Source organism: Flavobacterium cyanobacteriorum, from assembly GCF_002251835.1.
In the GTDB taxonomy this organism is placed as follows: Bacteria; Bacteroidota; Bacteroidia; order Flavobacteriales; family Flavobacteriaceae; genus Flavobacterium; species Flavobacterium cyanobacteriorum.
In genome coordinates, this window is the sequence record NZ_NOXV01000232.1 from 1 (window position 1) to 18771 (window position 18771).

The 18771-nt window shown below is 43.5% G+C and carries 21 protein-coding genes; 12 read left to right on the forward strand and 9 right to left on the reverse strand.

What is annotated here, in order from left to right; genetic code table 11:
- Nucleotides 1–70: 70 nt before the first annotated feature.
- A complete protein-coding gene (locus CHU92_RS06355) occupies nucleotides 71–772 on the forward strand; it encodes a sulfite exporter TauE/SafE family protein (protein WP_094413735.1) in 702 nt (233 codons plus the stop codon).
- Nucleotides 773–832: 60 nt separating this feature from the next.
- Here CHU92_RS06355 and hemN read toward each other — a convergent pair whose 3' ends face one another.
- Nucleotides 833–2194, reverse strand: coding sequence for an oxygen-independent coproporphyrinogen III oxidase (gene hemN / locus CHU92_RS06360; protein WP_094413737.1), 1362 nt, complete (start codon nucleotides 2192–2194; stop codon nucleotides 833–835).
- Between the two features lie 584 nt (nucleotides 2195–2778).
- Here hemN and CHU92_RS06365 point away from each other — a divergent pair.
- Nucleotides 2779–2973 (forward strand): hypothetical protein, encoded by a 195-nt coding sequence (locus CHU92_RS06365; protein ID WP_094413739.1) that lies wholly within the window; start codon nucleotides 2779–2781, stop codon nucleotides 2971–2973.
- Between the two features lie 480 nt (nucleotides 2974–3453).
- On the opposite strand, the gene CHU92_RS06370 is transcribed toward CHU92_RS06365, so the two are convergent.
- Together CHU92_RS06370 and CHU92_RS06375 are read right to left on the reverse strand one after the other, a co-directional pair.
- Nucleotides 3454–3825 (reverse strand): PUR family DNA/RNA-binding protein, encoded by a 372-nt coding sequence (locus tag CHU92_RS06370; protein WP_094413741.1) that lies wholly within the window; start codon nucleotides 3823–3825, stop codon nucleotides 3454–3456.
- Between the two features lie 69 nt (nucleotides 3826–3894).
- Nucleotides 3895–5655, reverse strand: a complete 1761-nt coding sequence (locus tag CHU92_RS06375; RefSeq protein ID WP_094413743.1) for an ABC transporter ATP-binding protein — start codon at nucleotides 5653–5655, stop codon at nucleotides 3895–3897.
- Nucleotides 5656–5849: 194 nt separating this feature from the next.
- Between CHU92_RS06375 and CHU92_RS06380 the strand changes: the two genes are divergently transcribed.
- From CHU92_RS06380 to yajC, 4 genes are all read left to right on the forward strand, one after another.
- A complete protein-coding gene (locus tag CHU92_RS06380) occupies nucleotides 5850–6953 on the forward strand; it encodes a Glu/Leu/Phe/Val dehydrogenase dimerization domain-containing protein (protein WP_094413745.1) in 1104 nt (367 codons plus the stop codon).
- Between the two features lie 120 nt (nucleotides 6954–7073).
- Nucleotides 7074–7985: a transcription antitermination factor NusB gene (gene nusB / locus CHU92_RS06385; protein WP_094413747.1), complete on the forward strand. Its 912-nt coding sequence runs from the start codon at nucleotides 7074–7076 to the stop codon at nucleotides 7983–7985.
- Nucleotides 7986–8003: 18 nt separating this feature from the next.
- Nucleotides 8004–8486, forward strand: a complete 483-nt coding sequence (locus CHU92_RS06390; protein WP_094413749.1) for a DUF1573 domain-containing protein — start codon at nucleotides 8004–8006, stop codon at nucleotides 8484–8486.
- 3 nt (nucleotides 8487–8489) lie between these two features.
- Nucleotides 8490–8774 (forward strand): preprotein translocase subunit YajC, encoded by a 285-nt coding sequence (gene yajC, locus CHU92_RS06395; protein WP_094413751.1) that lies wholly within the window; start codon nucleotides 8490–8492, stop codon nucleotides 8772–8774.
- Nucleotides 8775–8808: 34 nt separating this feature from the next.
- On the opposite strand, the gene CHU92_RS06400 is transcribed toward yajC, so the two are convergent.
- From CHU92_RS06400 to CHU92_RS06425, 6 genes are read right to left on the reverse strand one after another with little or no spacing between them, the layout of a single operon-like run.
- Nucleotides 8809–10224 carry an alkaline phosphatase gene (locus CHU92_RS06400; protein WP_094413753.1) on the reverse strand — a complete coding sequence of 472 codons (1416 nt, stop codon included), beginning with the start codon at nucleotides 10222–10224 and terminating at the stop codon, nucleotides 8809–8811.
- A 60-nt stretch (nucleotides 10225–10284) separates the two neighbouring features.
- On the reverse strand, nucleotides 10285–10578 hold the full coding sequence (locus CHU92_RS06405; RefSeq protein WP_094413755.1) for a hypothetical protein: 294 nt from the start codon (nucleotides 10576–10578) through the stop codon (nucleotides 10285–10287).
- A complete protein-coding gene (locus CHU92_RS06410; RefSeq protein ID WP_094413757.1) occupies nucleotides 10526–11482 on the reverse strand; it encodes a GSCFA domain-containing protein in 957 nt (318 codons plus the stop codon). Before CHU92_RS06410 ends, CHU92_RS06405 begins: the two co-directional genes overlap by 53 nt.
- Before the next feature lie 33 nt (nucleotides 11483–11515).
- On the reverse strand, nucleotides 11516–11893 hold the full coding sequence (locus tag CHU92_RS06415; protein ID WP_094413759.1) for a GxxExxY protein: 378 nt from the start codon (nucleotides 11891–11893) through the stop codon (nucleotides 11516–11518).
- Nucleotides 11894–11926: 33 nt separating this feature from the next.
- The gene (alaS, locus tag CHU92_RS06420; protein WP_094413761.1) at nucleotides 11927–14554 is read right to left on the reverse strand and encodes an alanine--tRNA ligase; all 2628 of its coding nucleotides are present in this window, start codon (nucleotides 14552–14554) and stop codon (nucleotides 11927–11929) included.
- 60 nt (nucleotides 14555–14614) lie between these two features.
- On the reverse strand, nucleotides 14615–15034 hold the full coding sequence (locus tag CHU92_RS06425; protein ID WP_094413763.1) for a GxxExxY protein: 420 nt from the start codon (nucleotides 15032–15034) through the stop codon (nucleotides 14615–14617).
- 159 nt (nucleotides 15035–15193) lie between these two features.
- Here CHU92_RS06425 and CHU92_RS06430 point away from each other — a divergent pair, with 159 nt between their 5' ends.
- The 6 genes from CHU92_RS06430 to CHU92_RS06455 form a co-directional block, all read left to right on the forward strand.
- The gene (locus CHU92_RS06430; protein ID WP_094413765.1) at nucleotides 15194–16171 is read left to right on the forward strand and encodes a M23 family metallopeptidase; all 978 of its coding nucleotides are present in this window, start codon (nucleotides 15194–15196) and stop codon (nucleotides 16169–16171) included.
- Complete coding sequence (locus CHU92_RS06435) at nucleotides 16171–16500, forward strand: MerR family transcriptional regulator (protein ID WP_094413767.1); 330 nt, start codon at nucleotides 16171–16173, stop codon at nucleotides 16498–16500. The genes CHU92_RS06430 and CHU92_RS06435 overlap by 1 nt, the downstream gene beginning before the upstream one ends.
- A 12-nt stretch (nucleotides 16501–16512) precedes the next feature.
- On the forward strand, nucleotides 16513–17103 hold the full coding sequence (locus tag CHU92_RS06440) for a LemA family protein (RefSeq protein WP_094413769.1): 591 nt from the start codon (nucleotides 16513–16515) through the stop codon (nucleotides 17101–17103).
- 2 nt (nucleotides 17104–17105) lie between these two features.
- Nucleotides 17106–17543, forward strand: coding sequence for a TPM domain-containing protein (locus CHU92_RS06445; protein ID WP_094413771.1), 438 nt, complete (start codon nucleotides 17106–17108; stop codon nucleotides 17541–17543).
- Nucleotides 17543–18325, forward strand: coding sequence for a TPM domain-containing protein (locus CHU92_RS06450; protein ID WP_094413773.1), 783 nt, complete (start codon nucleotides 17543–17545; stop codon nucleotides 18323–18325). The genes CHU92_RS06445 and CHU92_RS06450 overlap by 1 nt, the downstream gene beginning before the upstream one ends.
- Before the next feature lie 248 nt (nucleotides 18326–18573).
- The coding region (locus CHU92_RS06455) for a magnesium chelatase domain-containing protein (RefSeq protein ID WP_317044677.1) at nucleotides 18574–18771 on the forward strand (198 nt) is incomplete at its 3' end.

Here is an 18771-nt window from a genome sequence, read left to right on the forward strand (position 1 = left end):
CAATAGCCAATAGTCAATAGCCAATAGCCAATAGCCAATAGCCAATAATCAATAGCCAATAGTCAATATTATGCTTTATTCCGCGCTTTTATTAGGATTAGTATCCAGCCTGCACTGTATAGGCATGTGTGGGCCTATAGCCATGATGCTCCCGGTAGACAGGAATAGCCCGGCAAAAAGGGCTTGCCAGATACTGCTCTACCACATCGGCCGAATGATTGCCTATGGTTCGCTAGGACTTTTGTTTGGCACACTGGGCAAAGGGTTATACCTGGCGGGATTACAGCAACAGCTTTCTTTAACAGCAGGCCTTTTAATAATAGTAATAGCCCTGGTACCTGAAAAGGTAATTGCCGGCTATAATTTTTCAAAACCGGTATACAAGGCTATAAGCTCTATTAAGGCAAACCTTGGCAACCAGTTCCGGGCCAGGGGGAACAAGGCGCTTTTTATAGCGGGGCTGCTGAATGGTTATTTGCCCTGCGGGCTTGTATATGCTGCTTTGTTTGGCGCTGTAGCCATGCAAAGTGCGGCCCTGGGCGCCACCTACATGATGCTTTACGGCGTGGGAACCATACCTTTAATGAGCGCGGTTGTTTATATGACAGGATTTTTAAAGACCAGTATGCGGGGCAGGTTGGCCAAAGCAGTGCCCTATGCTGCTGCTTTTATAGGAATATTATTTGTAGTGCGCGGGCTTGGGCTTAATGTACCCTTTGTTTCTCCCGGGGCCATGAGCTTGTATATCACAGAGCAGCCTCACTGCAGGTAATTGTATTAGTTTTAGTTGTTTGATGTGAAAAGCCTCCCGGTAAGGAGGCTTTTCTGATTTCTATATAGTCATTGAAAACAATTTGTTTTCAGGTGTCTTCCGCTTCATTCGCATGTCAAATGCCATGCAGATGTTCCTCACAAAAGGGTGTCCCTTTTCTGTTACATACACGCTGTGCCTGTTTATTTCTATAAGCCCGTCCTGTGCCATTTCCTGCAAACTGTCCAGTACATCCGGTAATGTAGGAAAAAATGAGCCGCTCTCAGCCCACGATGTCTCAAAACGGCACATCAGGTTCAGTATATGTTTCCGTATCACAAGGTCTTCCTCATCAAGCATGTGCCCCCTGAAAACTGGGAGTTCATTGTTATCAAGCCGTTTATAATAATCTTCCAGATTCTTTTCGTTTTGGGCAAAGCTGTACCAGCTGTCACTGATAGATGATACCCCCAGGCCAATCATCAATTGTGTTTTTGTAGCGGTATAGCCCATAAAGTTGCGGTGCAGTTTCCCTTCCCTGTACGCCCTGTACATGGTATCGTTTTCAAGAGCAAAATGGTCCATGCCTATTTCATGGTAACCTTTTTCTGCAAGGATTGTTTTGCCTGCTTCATATAATTTCCTTTTCTCTTCATCTTTCGGTAAATTATTTTCATCAAAGCCACGCTGCCCGCTGCCTTTTATCCAGGGTACATGGGCATAACTGTAAAACGAAATGCGGTCCGGCGTAAGTGACCGGGTTTTTTCAATCGTGTCTGCCATATTCTCTAATGACTGGAAAGGCAGCCCGAAAACCAGGTCGTGGCTTATCGAAGTAAAGCCTGCTTCCCTTGCCCAGAGGGTTACTTTGGCTACATTTTGAAAGGGCTGTATCCGGTTAATCGCTTTCTGCACCTCCGGGCTATAATCCTGGACACCGAAGCTAACCCTCCTGAATCCCAGATTATACAGTGTTTGAAGGTGTTCACGCGTTGTATTGTTAGGATGCCCTTCAAACCCAAATTCATATCCGGGCGCCACATCGGCAAGCTCAAATATGCCTTTGATGAGCAGTTCAAGGTTTTCAGCGCTAAAAAAAGTAGGTGTACCACCACCAAGGTGCAGTTCTTTTATCCGTGGCCTTACCGGGAGGATGCCCCTGTATATTGCCCACTCTTTCAGTATAGCATTTATATAGGTTTTTTCTACGTCATGCCTTTTGGTAATGCGCTTATTGCAGCCGCAGAAGGTACACATACTCTCACAAAAAGGCAGGTGTATGTACAGGCTTATGCCCTGGCAATTGCTTTCGTTAAAGGAGTGCAGGAGCGAACTTTTCCATTTTTTCAGGGTGAAGTTTTCCTCATCCCAGTAGGGTACCGTCGGGTAGCTGGTATAGCGCGGCCCGGGGACATTATACTTCTGAATCAGTGAATTATCCATCGCGTTGAAGTTTTAAGCCAAAAGTAAGATAGTGGCTTCACCCGAAAAATGATATTCATCAGGTTCTTGGACGGCAGCTATAAAATCATCCCAGGGACTTTTTTCCTTTGGCAGTAATACCATTTATCTGGAGCAGTCGGCTAAGCGCACTTTTGCAGGCGCCGGTCCCGCCGTCCGCTGTATCTCCCCGCCGCCATAAGCGCGGCGGCGGGGAGGATGCCGCTTCCGTCGGGGCTGGCCTTAAACGGCAGTGCGGCCTTCACGGCTTTTAGAAATAGCCTGCCTCACATACTTCTGATAAAATATCAACTTTATAGTGATTGCTATTTTACAATAATTTCATAGTATCATAATTCAGGTTTAAATAATTACAAAACAATACAACTTAAANCCGTCGGGGCTGGCCTTAAACGGCAGTGCGGCCTTCACGGCTTTTAGAAATAGCCTGCCTCACATACTTCTGATAAAATATCAACTTTATAGTGATTGCTATTTTACAATAATTTCATAGTATCATAATTCAGGTTTAAATAATTACAAAACAATACAACTTAAATTTGTATTGTATCTAAAAAAATCCTGCTATGAAAGGCCTTCTTATACTTTTTCTATTGCTGCTGGTGTGGAGTTTTACCCTTGCCTCACTGGGCAGTTTTCCACTGCTCTCGGGATCTGCCCCCGATGCTGCCGGTCAATCAACTGTAACCCAAAGGGAATTAAATGACTTACATCGGGTAGCTGCAACAGATTCTCTGCACCGGCCGGTGCGGCACAGGTGAACCCTGTATTATATATATTAATTTGCTGTAATATTTTATTTTTCGGGTGTAGCCTTCCGTGCCGCATACACGGTTATAGTATCATAGCGGACACATGCTACCCTTACAGGGAAATTAAAAAAAATGAATTGCGCCCTGAGCCAATGTCAGCCAGAGGATTTGCCCAGGATACTGCAAAAGGTTTCCAAGCTCACAATAGATTTTACGGACGGAAAAAGGATATTTACGCCATTGGCACTAATCACAAGAAGGTATAAAATAGAATGCCATGGCCGCCCGCAGATATTACTGTAGTGAATTTTTTTCACTCAACAACAGATTGGCAATTTTATGATTGCGCCTGGGTTACCGGGCGGCATGACAGGCAGGCGGGTGATAGGGTACTGCTTTCACCTGATTTTAAGGTAGGGAATAGCCTGGGCATTCCCTGAAAAGAAAAACCCGGAAAATTCCGGGTCCATATTTTTTTCAAGAAAGTTATTAAATATCATCAAAATCTACATCGGTAAAGCTTTCGGTAGTAACAGCTTCTTCACCTTTCTCACCAAAAAATTTCCTGAAATCTTTCTGGTGCCTTTCAGAAATTACCTCTTCACCTTTATTTTCAAGGACATAATCAGTCATTTCGGTAAGTATTTCTTTAAATGCAACAAAATCTTCCTTGTATAAATAGATTTTGTGTTTTTTGAAATGGAAAGAACCATCTTCTTCTGTAAATTTCTTGCTTTCAGTAATAGTGATGTAATAATCATCAGCTTTTGTTGCCCTTACATCAAAGAAGTATGTCCTTCTTCCTGCCCTTAAAACTTTAGAAAAGATCTCTTCCTTTTCCAGCATGTCATTTTCTTTCATAATCTTCCGTCTTTTGTTATGATTTTGTTGCAATCAAAAATCCAAAAAAAAACTAAATAATGCAAAAAATTACAGCAATTCTTTTTCAGAAAGTTGTTTAAGGTATAATTCTTTGTAATACCCTGCCTCATTTACAAGCTGGTTATGAGTGCCTTGCTGTATTATTTCGCCTTCATCAAGTATTATTATCCTGTCAGCATTTTTGGCTGATGATACCCTGTGGCTTACTATAATAGTGGTTTTGTCCCTGCAAAATTCCAGCAGGTTATTTAAAATGGCTTCTTCGGTTTCAGTATCTACAGCAGAGAGGCAGTCATCCAGCAACAATACCGGGGCATCTTTAATCAGCGCCCGCGCTATAGATACCCGCTGCTTCTGCCCTCCGGATAGTGTTATGCCCCTTTCGCCCAGAATGGTTTCATATTGCTTATTAAAGGCTGTTATATTATCATGCACCGCCGCTTTTTTTGCGGCTTCGGTTACTTCCGCGTCAGTAGCTTCCTCATTACCAAATTTGATATTGTTTTTAATAGTATCACTAAACAGGAATGCATCCTGGGGTACAAATCCTATGCTGTTGCGCAGGTCATTCAGGTTTACTTTCCTTACATCCTCCCCGTCAATGAGTACAGCGCCTTCTTCTGCATCATAAAGCCTGCTTATGAGTGATAGTACTGTTGATTTTCCTGAGCCTGTCCGCCCCAGTATAGCAAGGGTTTCCCCTTTTTTAACTTTGAAGGATATATTTTTAAGTGCGGTTATGTTCGTATCTTCATACGTGAAAGTTACATGGTCAAATTCGATATGGCCAAGTACCGCCGTATGTGTCTCAGCAGTATTTTTTATTTCAGGGTCAGTTTTCAGGAACTCATTAATCCGTGCCTGTGAGGCCTCTGCCTCCTGCACCATTGATGATATCCAGCCCAGCGAAGCTACGGGCCATGTCAGCATGTTGATGTACAGGATAAACTGTGCTATAACGCCCAGGCTGTCAATACTCCCGTTCACATACATCATCCCGCCAACATAAACCACAACAAGGTTGCTTATCCCGATAAGGAGTATCATCAGCGGCCCGAAGAGGGCATTTACCCTTGCCAGGCTCATGTTTTTTGCCACACTATCCCTAGATAAAGTAGTAAAATCATCCTGCTTTTGCTTTTCCAGCGCATAGGCTTTAATTACCCTTATGCCTGAAAACATTTCCTGGGTAAACGTGGACAGCTTTGAAAGGTTTTGCTGGTACAGGGTACTCCTCCGGTTTATTTCGGTACTTATCTTAAATATGCTGAAGGCCAGTACAGGAAGCGGCAGCAGTGTGTATAGCGTAAGCTCTTTTGAAATAATGAGCATGTGCGTGATTACTACCACAAACCGCACAATTGTATTGAGCGAATACATAATTGCAGGCCCCACGTACTGCCTCACTTTGTTTACATCTTCGCTGATGCGGTTCATAAGGTCGCCTGTGCGGTTCCTTTTATAAAAGTTTTGCGATAACCGTTCATAATGCCTGAAAATTTCATTTTTAAGGTCAAATTCAATGTGGCGCGACATGACTATGAGCGTCTGCCGCATAAGGAATGTGAGCACACCGGCAATAAGCGTAGTGGCAATAATAAGCCACATGTTATTAATGAGCTGTGTTTTGATAACCTCTGCGGGGACATTATCCTGTTTAAAAAATTTTTCTATGGATTGTATCGATTCCCGTATCAGTTCAGGCGCAAATAATGAAAAAATCTGGGCCGCTACCGTAATCAAAATCCCTAAAAGAAATTGAAATTTATATTTTATAAAATATTTGTTTAAATATTGAAGTTCTTTCATGTTATAATTTATGTAGGAAATAAAATTTAGGCATAGATGTTAAAACCATACACTTTATAGCCTTTTAAAATGTAGTTGGTTTTATGTGTTTTATTGAAAAATCATTAAAATCAATTATATATTTTGCCTCATTTTAATTATAAGTGTATTTTTGTATTTCGTTTTTGAATAATTTTCAATTTAAATGTTTTATTATGATAACAGAAGTTATTAAAGCTGATGAACTTACCAAGGCTGATCCTGTTTTTGGCCAGGCTTCATTTAATGAACATGAGCAAATCGTTTTTTGCCATGACAAAGATACTGGTTTAAAAGCAATAATCGGTATTCATAATACGGTTTTAGGGCCGGCGCTTGGAGGTACAAGGATGTGGAAATATGCTAATGAGTGGGAAGCTTTAAATGATGTTTTAAGGCTATCAAGGGGGATGACTTACAAATCAGCTATTTCAGGTTTGAACCTTGGTGGGGGGAAAGCTGTTATCATAGGTGATGCCAGGACGGAGAAAACCCCTGAAATGATGCGTAAATTCGGTGAGTTCATCCATTCACTGAGCGGTAAGTATATTACTGCCGAGGATGTGGGCACCACTACACCGGACATGGACATTATCAGGGATGTAACGCCTCATGTTACGGGAATATCTGAAGCAAAAGGCGGCTCGGGCAATCCTTCGCCGGTTACTGCCTATGGCGTGTATATGGGTATGAAAGCGGCTGCTAAATATAAATTCGGGTCTGACAGGCTTGAAGGTAAAAAAATACTGGTGCAGGGAACCGGCCATGTAGGCGAAACCCTTATTGACTACCTCACCAAAGAAGGCGCCATGGTACAGATATCTGACATCAATGAAGTAAGGATGCAGGAGGTAGCCGCCAGATACGGCGCACAGATATTCCGCGGCGATGACCTTTACAGCGCTGATGTTGATATATATGCTCCCTGCGCCCTCGGTGCAACAATCAATGGCGATACTATTGAAAGGCTCAAAGCCAAAGTTATTGCCGGCGCTGCCAACAACCAGCTGGCCAATGAAGCCGTGCACGGAAAAATGCTTCAGGAAAAAGGTATTTTATATGCCCCTGATTTCCTCATCAATGCCGGAGGTATAATAAATGTATACGGCGAAATTGTAAAATATGGCAAGGATGAAGCCCTGAAAAGGACGGAAAATATATACAACACTACCCTGGAGATTTTTAGTTTTGCCGATGCTAACGGTGTTACTACCCACCAGGCTGCCATGTCAATAGCCGAAAAGCGCATTGCCGACAGGAAAAAAGAAATGGCTAAATAATTTCTGCTTACAATATAATTGCTAATTTTGCGTGGCGAAAGAATTGATTTCTTTCGCCATGCTAATTTCAAAAGTTCTTACAGCCGGATGTTAAACAGAAGACATATTCGAGTTAAGGTGATGCAGTCTATCTACGCCATGCATCAAAACAATTCCGATAACCTGGAAAAAGAAGAGAAGTTCCTGTTCCAGAGTATTGATAACATCCTTGACCTGTACCTTATCATGGTATCAGCCATGGTAGAACTGCGCAACAGCGAGGAAGATTTTATAGAAAAATCACGCAGGAAGCACCTGGCTACGCCTGAAGAGCGGAATCCCAACAGGAAATTCATAAACAACAAAGTACTCCGCCTGCTTTCTGATAATAATTCTCTAAGCATAGCGCTTGAGGAGCGCAAAATAAACAACTGGAAGCATAATGACGATTATATCCTCATATTACTTGAGGCCGTAAAAGAAAGCAATGTGTACAAAAACTACATGCACAACAGGGAAAATAATTTTGAAGAAGACCGCCGTTTTGTGCATGACCTGTTTACCGAAGTTATAGCGCCCAATGAAAAACTGTATGATTACCTTGAAGACCACAAGCTTACCTGGGTTGACGATATACCTTTGGTGAACACCATTATCATAAAGCAGCTTAAGCAGCTGCAGCCGGAGGGAAAGGATGCCTTTGCTGTGCCTAAATTGTATAAGGATATTGATGATAAAGATTTTGTGAAGAGCCTGTTCAGGAAAACAGTACTTAATGAAGTAGAGCTTGCCAAAGAATTTATTGACAAAACCCCAAACTGGGATGCAGACCGTATTGCCGAAATTGATGCGATACTATTAAAAATGGCTATTTGCGAATTTCTTAAATTTCCGTCTATCCCCGTAAAAGTTACCATCAATGAGTACCTGGAACTGGCCAAGGAATATTCAACACCAAAAAGCAGTATTTTTATAAACGGTATCCTTGATAATCTTGTCAGGGAATACCAAAATTCAAATAAACTGGTTAAAACAGGAAGAGGTTTAATGTAAAACAAAAACAGAAAAATTATGATAAAAAAATCTGTAGCTATGCTTGCCGTAGCATCTGTACTGGTTGCAGTTTCATGCAAAGAGAACGCAGCCACGCGTATTGATGATGAAACCGCCAAAAAAGCCGAAATGGCCTATGTTAATTCAGGTAAAAAGCCTGTTATCAAGTTTGAAAGCACCGACCATGACTTTGGTACCATCAAGGAAGGGGACAAAGTAGAGCATGTGTATAAATTTACGAACACCGGCGATGCCGACCTTGTTGTTACAAGCGCTAAGGCCAGCTGCGGCTGTACGGTGCCAAGCTACACACAAACCCCTGTAAAACCGGGCGGTACCGGAGAAATTAAAGCCGTTTTTGATTCGTCTGGCAAACCGGGAATGCAGCAAAAAACCATAACCGTAACCATGAATACGGAGAAAGGCAATGAAACGCTGAACTTTAAAGCAAATGTTACACCTAAAGCAGGCGGCGCTGCCATTCCTGCACCAGCACACTAAAAAATGGAACAGTTACAACAGTTTTTACCTTTTATTTTAATTTTGGTTGTGATGTATTTTTTCATGATACTACCGCAACAAAAAAGAGTAAAGAAAGAAAAAGAATTTGAAAAGAACCTCAAGACAGGCGACAGGATCATTACCAAAAGCGGCATCCATGGCAGGATTGCCGAACTGGCTGATGACACTGTGGTTATTGAAACCATGGCCGGCAAACTCAAAATGGAACGTTCAGCCATATCGCTTGAGCTAAGCCAGAAGCTTAATGCGCCTGCCACTAAAGCATAACAAAAATCCCCGTCAGCCTGATGGGGATTTTCATTTAAAATTTATTTTCCACTTCCGCGGCCTGAAGCATCAGGTAGTGCAGGTCGGTATTTTTTACAAAAGGTTTCAGCAATTCGCTCCCGGGGCCAAACATGGCCAGCTCCACATAATCCGCCGAATGGTCCATACTGATCCATCCTACCGAGTTTGTGGCTTTCTGCATTTCGGCAAAAGCCCTGAAAGGCAACTTTTTATAATTATAAAGGCCTTCTTCTTTTTGTAGCCCGTCGTAGTAGCTTAATATAACTTTTGCGTTTTCTTCCGAAACAGGCGCGCCATTGGCACTGCTTATCATTTCACGTACCTGGGCCACTGTTGAGCCTGGCTTTACCTGGTTCAGTATCCATTCGTTGGTGTGGGTATAGTTTTGTATGCTGTCAAAATTGGCATTGGCATCCCTGCCATAAATAATCCCGGGATTGGCATTACCATGGTCAGTAGTTATAATAACAAGTGTTTCTTTATCTTTTTCGGCAAAATCAACAGCCACTTTAATGGCCTCATCAAAAGCTACCTGGTCATATAATACGGCAGCGATATCATTGGCATGCGCACCCCAGTCTACTTTACCGGCCTCCACCTGCAGTACAAAACCGTTTTTGTGCCCTTTCATCCTGTCTATTGCCTTGCCGGTCATTTCGGCCAGGGTAGGGGTGGTGTCAGTCAGTTCCCTGCTGCTGCGCCTGTCAATAGAATAGGGTAGTGCATCATCAGCAAAAACACCCAGTAGGGGTTTGTTATTGTCGGCAGCCATCATTTCGTTCCTGTTGCGCACTACCTGCCATCCTTTGGCTTTGTAGGCCGCATAAACGTCTTTTTTATCTTTCCGTACCGCAGCGCTAAAATAATTATTGCCGCCGCCCATCATCACGTCAAAACCTATGGCATGATACTCTTCGGCTATTTCTTCCTGCGCACCACGGCTGTTGTTATTCACACAGAATCCGGCCGGCGTAGCATGGGTAACAGGCACTGTTGTTACACAGCCTGCCATTTTTCCCGCTTTTTTAAACTTTTGCCAGATAGGGAGGTATTTCTCCCCGCTTGGCCCTACATTAAGCGAACCATTATTTACGCGTACACCGCCACCCCAGGCAGAACTTCCTGCCGATGAATCGGTAACAACAGAATTTGCCGAAGCCGTATCCATGAGCGCCCTGCTCACCCGCTGGTCTTTATAAAGCTGCAGCCAGTTAGATCCTTTCCCCGTTTTCCGGCTCAGGTACAGGTCCGCCATGTTCAGCGTGCCGCTGCTCATACCATCGCTTACCAGGAAAATTATGTTCTTTGCTTTTTTATTTTTATAGGCTTCCCCCGTGGCCGGAAGTAAAGCCCTGCTTTCAAAAGGGTTTAATAGCGTAGCGCCGAGGGTAAACAGCGACCCGTTCCTGAAAAATTTTCTCCTGTCCATGAACTGAATTTTGCCAAAGGTAAAAAACTCTCCGCAAAACAATAAATACCATGGTTTATTTTACAAAATGATAATAATGCTTCCGGCAGGGCACACGGCAGGCCTTCCATCGTCATAATCATTATCAGGAGCAGTAGCCTTAGCGCATTCTACAAGGCTTCGTTCCTGTTGTCCGCTATATCTCCCCCCGCCATAAGCGCGGCGGCGGGAGGATGCCGCTCCCACCAGGGCTAAGCCAAAGCGCCGTTGTACAAAATCAACATTTTTGGCTGCGCCACTTTGGTAAATAGGTTTTGATACTTTAAAAACAGATATGAGGGAAACGCCGCTGTAGCGCTGCCATTTTATGCTCAAGATCCGCCCGGAATGCCTCATACGCTGCGGAATGGGCATTGAAGGGGCGGTGCCTGAGCCCTTTTTGCACCGAATCTACCTGCTGCATTGTATGGTGCGCACCGGGTGCTATACACGCCTCTGTAAACCGTTCCCATATATAATCAATGGCAACCTGGTTAGGATGGATCATATCTTCTGCGTAAAAGCGGTAATCACGAAGCTCATCCATCATTATTTCGTAAGAAGGAAAGTAGTCACTTGACAGTTGACAGTTGACAGTCAACAATAGCTCGTGTAACGCGGCGATAAGATTGGCTTTGCTGCGCTGGTTCTCAATAAAACCATCTTTTATATGGCGCACGGGGGATATGGTAAAGGTTACATGCGCTTCAGGATTTATGTCCGCTATCAGGGTAACTATATTAAGAAGGCTTTGCTTTATGGAAACTACGGGCAATAATTCTTTGGTGAATTCCTTTTGTGGCACCTTATGGCAATTCGCTACAAGGGCGCCTGTGCCTATGTGCCGGTACACCCATGCTGTGCCCAGTGTAATAATAAGGTGTGTTGCATGTTGCAGGGCCTCATTGGTTTCTGCTGTAGCCGTAGTAAGGTTTGCCAGTAGTGTTTCTTTATCAGGATGGCTCAGTTCGCTGTGGGCATCAAAACAATGCCAGCGTTCATTATGAAAAAAAATATCGGCTTCCGTAAATTCTTTTTGGTTTACTGCGAAGCCGATAAATTTTTCAAGTGCCGCCGGGCTGAACAGGATGCCAAACGGGTTGGTAATGTTCCTGAATTTAAAGTAGTCAAACTTTTGCCCTATGTTTACCGCAAAACAAGAACCCAGGCACACCACACGCGAATTATAATCAATGGGCTGATTACCTGGCAGTATGGGTATCTGGGTTGTGAATTGCATAGTTATTTCTCGCAAAGACGCTAAGGCGCCAGGTTATAAATTATTGACAACTCTGGTTATTCCTGTTTTTATAAGAGGCTCATTAAAATTGATTAATAAGCCAAGTTTGCAGCCTGAAATCTTTAAATAAGTTAATACTTGCTTAGGGTGTACAGGGGCTATTTGTTCAACTGATTTAATCTCAATCAATACTTTATCCTCCACAATTAAATCCGCCCTGTAACCGACGTCCATTTTTAAATCATCCCACACAAGAGGTAATGGTTTTTGTCGGTCTACTTTTAATCCTTGTTTTACGAGTTCATAATATAGTATAGCTTCATACACAGATTCTAATAAGCCCGGGCCAAGTGTAACGTGAATGTGGTAACAGGTATCAACAATTACTTTTGAAAGCTCATTTTCAGTCATAAATTTTTCGCGTTTTTCTGTCTTTGCGAGCTATTACTTAATAAACTCTACTGCCGCCCCTAAGGCTTCATTGATACCGTTTACATCTTTACCTCCTGCTGTGGCAAAGAAGGGCTGCCCGCCGCCGCCGCCCTGAATATACTTACCGAGTTCACGTACTACCTGCCCTGCATTCAGGCCTTTCCCGGCCACAAGCTCTTTGGAGATATAACAGGTAAGCATCGGTTTGCCTTCAGCGGCTGTAGCGAGCACTATAAACAGGTTGGTATCCAGGCTGCCCAGTTCATAAGCCAGGTCTTTGGCGCCTGCGGGGTCAAGGTCTACCTGTTTTGCTAAAAATTGCACGCCATTTATCTCCTTAAGTTCTTTTGCCAGTTCGTTGCGTAGGTTTTTTGCTTTATCTTTCAGCAGCTGTTCAAGCTGTTTTTTAAGCTTAGCATTCTCGTCTTGTAATGATACTACCGCTTTGATGGTATCCTGCGGGTTTTTAAGGATGCTGTTTATCTCCCCAAGGGCCTGCTCCTGTTTTGCAAAATATTCTTTTACAGCTTCATCGGTAATAGCCTCAATACGGCGTATGCCCGCTGCCACAGCACTTTCGCTTACTATTTTAAAATACCAGATATCAGCCGTGTTCCTCACATGTATGCCCCCGCAAAGTTCTATGCTGTCACCAAACCTGATGGCGCGCACCGTATCACCATATTTTTCGCCAAATAAGGCCATGGCGCCTTCCTCTACCGCCTGCCGGAAAGGTATGTTCCTGCGCTCCACAAGCGGAAGATGCTCCTGTATCCTTTCGTTTACAAAATCTTCCACCTGCTTTAGCTCCTCATCTGTTACTTTGGCAAAGTGCGAGAAGTCAAAACGCAGGTAGTTAGGGCTTACCAATGATCCTTTTTGCTCTACATGCGTACCTAATATTATACGCAGCGCCTGATGCAGCAGGTGCGTAGCCGAGTGGTTGCTGGCTGAGTCGCTACGGAGTTTTTCGTTAACCCTGGCCGTAAAAGTTGCGTTAATATTACTGGGCAGCTTTTTAGCCATGTGCAGGATAAGGTTGTTCTCCTTTTTGGTATCTATAATTTCAATAGTATCGTTAGCTGAAACCAGTACCCCTTTATCGCCTACCTGGCCGCCGCCTTCAGGGTAAAAAGGCGTGTTGTCCAGCACAATCTGGTATAACAGGCCGTCTTTTTTAGAATCTACTTTACGGTAGCGGGTAATTTTTACTTCATTCTCCGTCTGATCATAGCCTACAAAGGTTTCACCAGCACCTTCAGCAAGAATTGTCCAGTCATCTGTTGACACCTCTGATGCGGCCCGTGAACGGGACTTTTGCTCCTGCATGGCGGCTTCAAAGCCTGCTTCATCAAGGTTCAGCCCCCTTTCTCGCAGTATCAGTGCAGTGAGGTCTATCGGAAAGCCGAAAGTATCATATAATTCAAATGCCTTTTGGCCTGAAACAGTCTTATCTTTTGCCTCTGTAATAATATTCTCAAGCAGCTGGAGCCCCTGCTCAAGCGTACGCAGGAATGAAGTTTCTTCTTCCTTAATAACATTAGTTACAAGGCTCTGCTGTGTCCTTATCTCCGGGAAGAAATCGCCCATCTGGTCTGCCAGTACTGCTACCAGTTCGTTTATAAAAGGCTCTTTTTTGTTGAGGAAGGTGAAGCCATAGCGGATAGCCCTCCTTAATATCCTGCGGATAACATAACCTGCCCCGCCGTTTGAAGGCAACTGCCCATCGGCAATAGAAAATGCCACGGCACGGACATGGTCAGCAATAACGCGGATGGCGATGTTGATTTTTTCCTCTGAGTCGTTAGCTGCTTTTATGGTATATGTGGCGCCGGTAATACTTTCGATTTTTTGGATAAGCGGCGAAAAGACATCCGTGTCATAATTGCTCTGCACACCCTGCAATACCATGCACAGGCGCTCAAAGCCCATTCCGGTATCAACATGCCGGGCAGGGAGTTTTTCCAGGGATCCGTCAGCACGGCGGTTAAACTCCATGAAAACATTGTTCCATATCTCAACCACCTGCGGATGATCACGGTTCACCAGTTCTTTGCCGGGTATCTTTGCTTTTTCTTCCGACGAACGAATATCAACATGTATCTCACTACACGGCCCACACGGCCCCTGCTCGCCCATTTCCCAGAAATTGTCTTTTTTGTTGCCCAAAAGCATCCTTTCTTCCCCAATAAGGCCTTTCCATATATCCCAGGCCTCCTGGTCAAAAGGTACATTTTCTTCCATACTGCCTTCAAAAACAGTAACGTAAAGGATGTCTTTAGGTATTTTGTACACTTCGGTAAGCAATTCCCAGGCCCAGTGGATAGCTTCTTTCTTAAAATAGTCGCCAAAGCTCCAGTTGCCCAGCATCTCAAACATGGTGTGGTGGTAGGTATCAATACCTACTTCTTCCAAATCGTTGTGCTTGCCCGAAACACGGAGGCACTTTTGGGTGTCAGCGATACGCCTGCTTTTAGGCGTGCCGTTGCCCAGGAAAAATTCCTTGAACTGCGCCATGCCTGAGTTGTTGAACATTAGTGTTGGGTCGTCTTTGGTAACTATGGGCGCCGATGGCACAATAAGGTGGCCTTTAGCTTCAAAAAAATCTAAGAATTGTTTCCTGATATCCCTGGATTTCATATTTAGAATATATTATTTTATTTTATTTTATTAATTTGTATAACCACATAGGAACATAGCTTAATTATGTGGAAGTGAGCTAAAATATTCGTTGACTAACGTTTTTTGACCTTCTCTGAAAATATTTGAGCAATTAAAATTTATCAAAATCCCTTTTGGAGACTGTAGCAGTTTCATATAGGTTAGAAGCTGCGCTTCAAACGCAGGAGTGAAGGCTTGCTCGGATTTTAGTTCAACCACAATTGAGTTTTCGATAAATAAGTCGCACCGGAAATCAATATTTAAAACTTTCCCTTTATAAGATACAGGAATATGCATCTCTGTTAAAAAATTTATTTTTCTATGTTGTAATTCTTCTTTGATGCATTGATGATAAACGCTTTCTAACAATCCTCTCCCCATTACTTTATGTACTTCGATAGCAGCACCTACTATTTCATATGTAAGTTCATCAAGATATGTTTTAGTAAGCAAAGCCATCTATGTATCTATTTGGTAATAAGGCAATTATAAGGACTGAAACAATAACATTTAAAAAAACATCTGAGCAAGAGAAACATTTGTTAACTTTGTTCGTTTTGAAATTTACAGGCCTTACGTGTTAATAATGTAAGGTGCAAAAATAGAATAATTTAGAACATGGCGAAGGTAAAATATTACTATGACGCAGAAAACTTAGCCTATCGCGTTATAAAGCACACCAGGAGGAAAAAAATTGGTGTTGCGCTTCTTTTCCTTGCGGCTTCGGCGCTTTTCGGCTTCCTTTGCTTTGTGGTGCTTTTAAATACGCCTTTTTTTGAAACACCCAAAGATAAGCTCCAGGCCCGCGAGATAGAAAACCTGAAAATAAACTACGAGATACTGAACCGGCGGATGGAACAGGTAAACGAAGTGCTTGCTGATGTGGAGGAACGGGACAATAATATTTACCGGACGTACTTTAACGCATCGCCAATTCCTGAAGAGCAGCGCAAGGCCGGGTTTGGCGGGGTAAACCGCTACAGGGAACTGGAGGGGTATAATAATTCTGAACTCGTTATTAATACCACTAAAAAGCTTGACATCATATCAAAGGAACTGGTGGTACAGTCAAAATCGCTTGACGAGATTGCAAAACTGGCTAAAGCTAAGGAAAAACTGCTTGCAGCCATACCGGCCATACAACCGGTAAAGAATGAAGACCTGAGGCAGGTGGCATCGGGTTTCGGGTACCGGAGCGACCCATTTACCAAAATACGTAAATTCCATGCCGGGATGGACTTTTCCGCACGGACAGGCACGCCTGTTTATGCCACCGGCGACGGGGTGGTGAGTGCTGCCGATAACCGCATGTCAGGCTACGGCAACCGCATTGTCATAAGGCACGGCTATGGTTACGAAACCCTTTATGCACACCTGAGCCGTTTTAAGGCAAGGCCCGGGCAGCGGGTTAAGCGTGGCGATATCATCGGTTATGTAGGGAGTACCGGCCGCAGCGAGGCGCCACACCTGCATTATGAAGTGCATAAGAATGGTGAGGCTATAAACCCTATAAATTTCTATTATGGAAATATTTCTGCCAAAGAATACATTTTAATTTCTAAATTAGCTAACCAGGAAAACCAATCGCTTGACTAATGCATTTAGACCTCCCTGAAAAAAGATACTACAGTATTGGCGAACTATCCAGGGCATTCAATGTCAACGCTTCCCTTATCCGGTTTTGGGATAAGGAATTTGATGTGCTTAAGCCAAAAAAGAATGCTAAGGGGAACCGGATGTTTACACCCGAAGATGTAAAAAACCTACAGCTTATTTACCACCTGGTGAAAGAGCGGGGTTTCACGCTGGAAGGCGCTAAGGTATACCTCAGGGAATCGCAGAAAAAAGCATTGGATAAATACGAAATTATCCATAAATTAGAAGCTTTAAAAACAACACTTATCAATATTAAAAACGAACTCTAAAACACACACGAAATGAGAAAATGGATTATACCCGTAGTTATCATTGTAATACTTGCTATATGGGCAGTTTCATCCTATAACAGCCTTGTCAGTGTAAGGGCAGAAGCCAGGACAGCATGGGCCAACGTGGAAAGCAGCTACCAGAGGCGTAATGACCTTATCGGTAACCTGGTAAAAACGGTGCAGGGGGCTGCCGATTTTGAACGCGGTACACTTACGGATGTTATTGAAGCGCGGTCTAAAGCTACGGCGGTAACCGTAGACCCTTCTAATATAACCCCGGAGCAGCTGGCGCAGTTCCAGCAGGCACAAACTGCGGCCGGTAGCGCACTGAGCAGGCTTCTGGTATCAGTAGAACGCTACCCTGACCTTAAAGCCAACCAAAATTTCCGTGACCTCCAGGCACAGCTTGAAGGTACTGAAAACAGGATAAACGTGGTGAGGGATCGCTATAATGAAGCGGCAAGCGCTTATGAAGTTAAAACCGAACGTTTCCCAAGCAATATTTTCGCTGGGTTGTTCGGCTTTGAGAAGATGGCGCGCTTCAAAGCAGAAGAAGGCGCAGAAAAAGCACCTGATGTACAATTTGACTTTAAGAAATAACCATGTCTACAGCCAATGAATTTTTGTCGCGCGAAGAGGAACAGGAAATTGTAGCCGCGATTGCTTCCGCAGAGAAAAACACTTCCGGCGAAATAAGGGTACATATTGAAAACCATACCGAAAAGCCTCCCCTCGAAAGAGCAAAGGAGGTTTTTCATCTTTTAGGGATGAGTGCCACCCAATCACGTAATGGGGTGCTTTTTTATGTTGGTGTGCAGGACCGTTCTTTTGCTATTATAGGCGATGAAGGTATAGATAAAGCCGTAGAACCGGATTTTTGGGATTGTACAAGGGATATAGTCATAAGCCACTTTAAGGGGCGTCATTTCAAAGATGGGCTGGTAGCGGGAATCCTGAGGGCCGGTGAGCGCCTGAAACAATATTTTCCTTTTGCAGATGATGATAAGGATGAACTGTCAAACGAAATTTCCAGGAATTAATGAGGACTATAAATAATAAGTACCTACTGCCATTACTGCTGTTGTGCATCCATGTGCTGGCACAAGAAATACCGCCCAAGCCATCATTGCAAACCAGTTATTATGAAATTAATACACAATTACTTGCGAAGGATAAGCAACAGGCTATAGAGCAAAAACTGCTCCGTTATGCCGATACTACATCAATACAAATTGTTGTAGTGGTAGTTCCTACAACCGGGGGTGATGATATCGACAGGTTTAAAGTTGACCTGGCGCACTCGTGGGGGATAGGGCAGGAGAAAGCTGATAATGGCGTGTTACTGCTTGTAGCTAAAGACGACAGGAAAGTTGCCATAGCTACGGGATATGGCACCGAACATTTATTAAGTGATGCAGTTTCAAACAGGATTATAGACGAAGTAATTGTACCTCAGTTTAAAAGAGGAAATTTTTATGAAGGCATAGACAATGGAACCACGGCAATGATGCAGGCTTTGGCGGGAGAATATAAAAATGAAGGCCAACCAGGTGATGGGGCCGGAGCAGGAATTATAATTGTCCTGATTATTGTTTTTATCATTATAATCGCTGTGTTGTCACGGCGGGGAGGTGGCGGCTCCGGGGGAAGACGCCGGGGGTTTGACGGCTCCGACCTGGCAGATATTATTATCCTTAGCAGCCTTGGCCGGGGCCTTGGCGGTGGCGGTGGCGGTTTTGGCGGTGGAAGTTCAGGAGGCGGTTTCGGTGGTGGTTTCGGCGGCGGCGGTTTCGGCGGCGGCGGGGCTTCCGGAAGCTGGTAGATGTGATAAAAGAAAGCTGTAACTGCACTTGTCGACTAGATGCATAACAAAATAAATTAAAAAAAACTTAATCAATACATAGATTGAATTTAGCTTCTTTAAGAAATGTTTTTCATTTTATTTTATTTGACATAAAAAGTTGATATATAACCACAAAATCAATATAAAATTTTTAATAATCGATATCTAAGGAAGCAGCTATTAGAGAAGTTTTTTATTTGTAAATTTCGAGTTTGAAAAATCACTACATGCTTACAAAAGTTTTCGGGAGTGCCGTGTTTGGGGTTGAGGCCACAACCATTACCGTAGAGGTTAATATTGATAAAGGGGTAGGATACCACCTGGTAGGGCTGCCCGATAATGCCGTAAAAGAAAGCAGCTATCGTATTGCAGCCGCACTAAAGAACAACGGCTACCAGCTGCCCGGCAAAAAAATAACCATAAAC

Bases quoted from the DNA above. Each gene is read 5' to 3' on its own strand.
- CHU92_RS06355 (WP_094413735.1), top strand. From the start codon at position 71: ATGCTTTATTCCGCGCTTTTATTAGGATTAGTATCCAGCCTGCACTGT.
- hemN (WP_094413737.1), bottom strand. From the start codon at position 2,194: ATGGATAATTCACTGATTCAGAAGTATAATGTCCCCGGGCCGCGCTAT.
- CHU92_RS06365 (WP_094413739.1), top strand. From the start codon at position 2,779: ATGAAAGGCCTTCTTATACTTTTTCTATTGCTGCTGGTGTGGAGTTTT.
- CHU92_RS06370 (WP_094413741.1), bottom strand. From the start codon at position 3,825: ATGAAAGAAAATGACATGCTGGAAAAGGAAGAGATCTTTTCTAAAGTT.
- CHU92_RS06375 (WP_094413743.1), bottom strand. From the start codon at position 5,655: ATGAAAGAACTTCAATATTTAAACAAATATTTTATAAAATATAAATTT.
- CHU92_RS06380 (WP_094413745.1), top strand. From the start codon at position 5,850: ATGATAACAGAAGTTATTAAAGCTGATGAACTTACCAAGGCTGATCCT.
- nusB (WP_094413747.1), top strand. From the start codon at position 7,074: ATGCAGTCTATCTACGCCATGCATCAAAACAATTCCGATAACCTGGAA.
- CHU92_RS06390 (WP_094413749.1), top strand. From the start codon at position 8,004: ATGATAAAAAAATCTGTAGCTATGCTTGCCGTAGCATCTGTACTGGTT.
- yajC (WP_094413751.1), top strand. From the start codon at position 8,490: ATGGAACAGTTACAACAGTTTTTACCTTTTATTTTAATTTTGGTTGTG.
- CHU92_RS06400 (WP_094413753.1), bottom strand. From the start codon at position 10,224: ATGGACAGGAGAAAATTTTTCAGGAACGGGTCGCTGTTTACCCTCGGC.
- CHU92_RS06410 (WP_094413757.1), bottom strand. From the start codon at position 11,482: ATGCAATTCACAACCCAGATACCCATACTGCCAGGTAATCAGCCCATT.
- CHU92_RS06415 (WP_094413759.1), bottom strand. From the start codon at position 11,893: ATGACTGAAAATGAGCTTTCAAAAGTAATTGTTGATACCTGTTACCAC.
- alaS (WP_094413761.1), bottom strand. From the start codon at position 14,554: ATGAAATCCAGGGATATCAGGAAACAATTCTTAGATTTTTTTGAAGCT.
- CHU92_RS06425 (WP_094413763.1), bottom strand. From the start codon at position 15,034: ATGGCTTTGCTTACTAAAACATATCTTGATGAACTTACATATGAAATA.
- CHU92_RS06430 (WP_094413765.1), top strand. From the start codon at position 15,194: ATGGCGAAGGTAAAATATTACTATGACGCAGAAAACTTAGCCTATCGC.
- CHU92_RS06435 (WP_094413767.1), top strand. From the start codon at position 16,171: ATGCATTTAGACCTCCCTGAAAAAAGATACTACAGTATTGGCGAACTA.
- CHU92_RS06440 (WP_094413769.1), top strand. From the start codon at position 16,513: ATGAGAAAATGGATTATACCCGTAGTTATCATTGTAATACTTGCTATA.
- CHU92_RS06445 (WP_094413771.1), top strand. From the start codon at position 17,106: ATGTCTACAGCCAATGAATTTTTGTCGCGCGAAGAGGAACAGGAAATT.
- CHU92_RS06450 (WP_094413773.1), top strand. From the start codon at position 17,543: ATGAGGACTATAAATAATAAGTACCTACTGCCATTACTGCTGTTGTGC.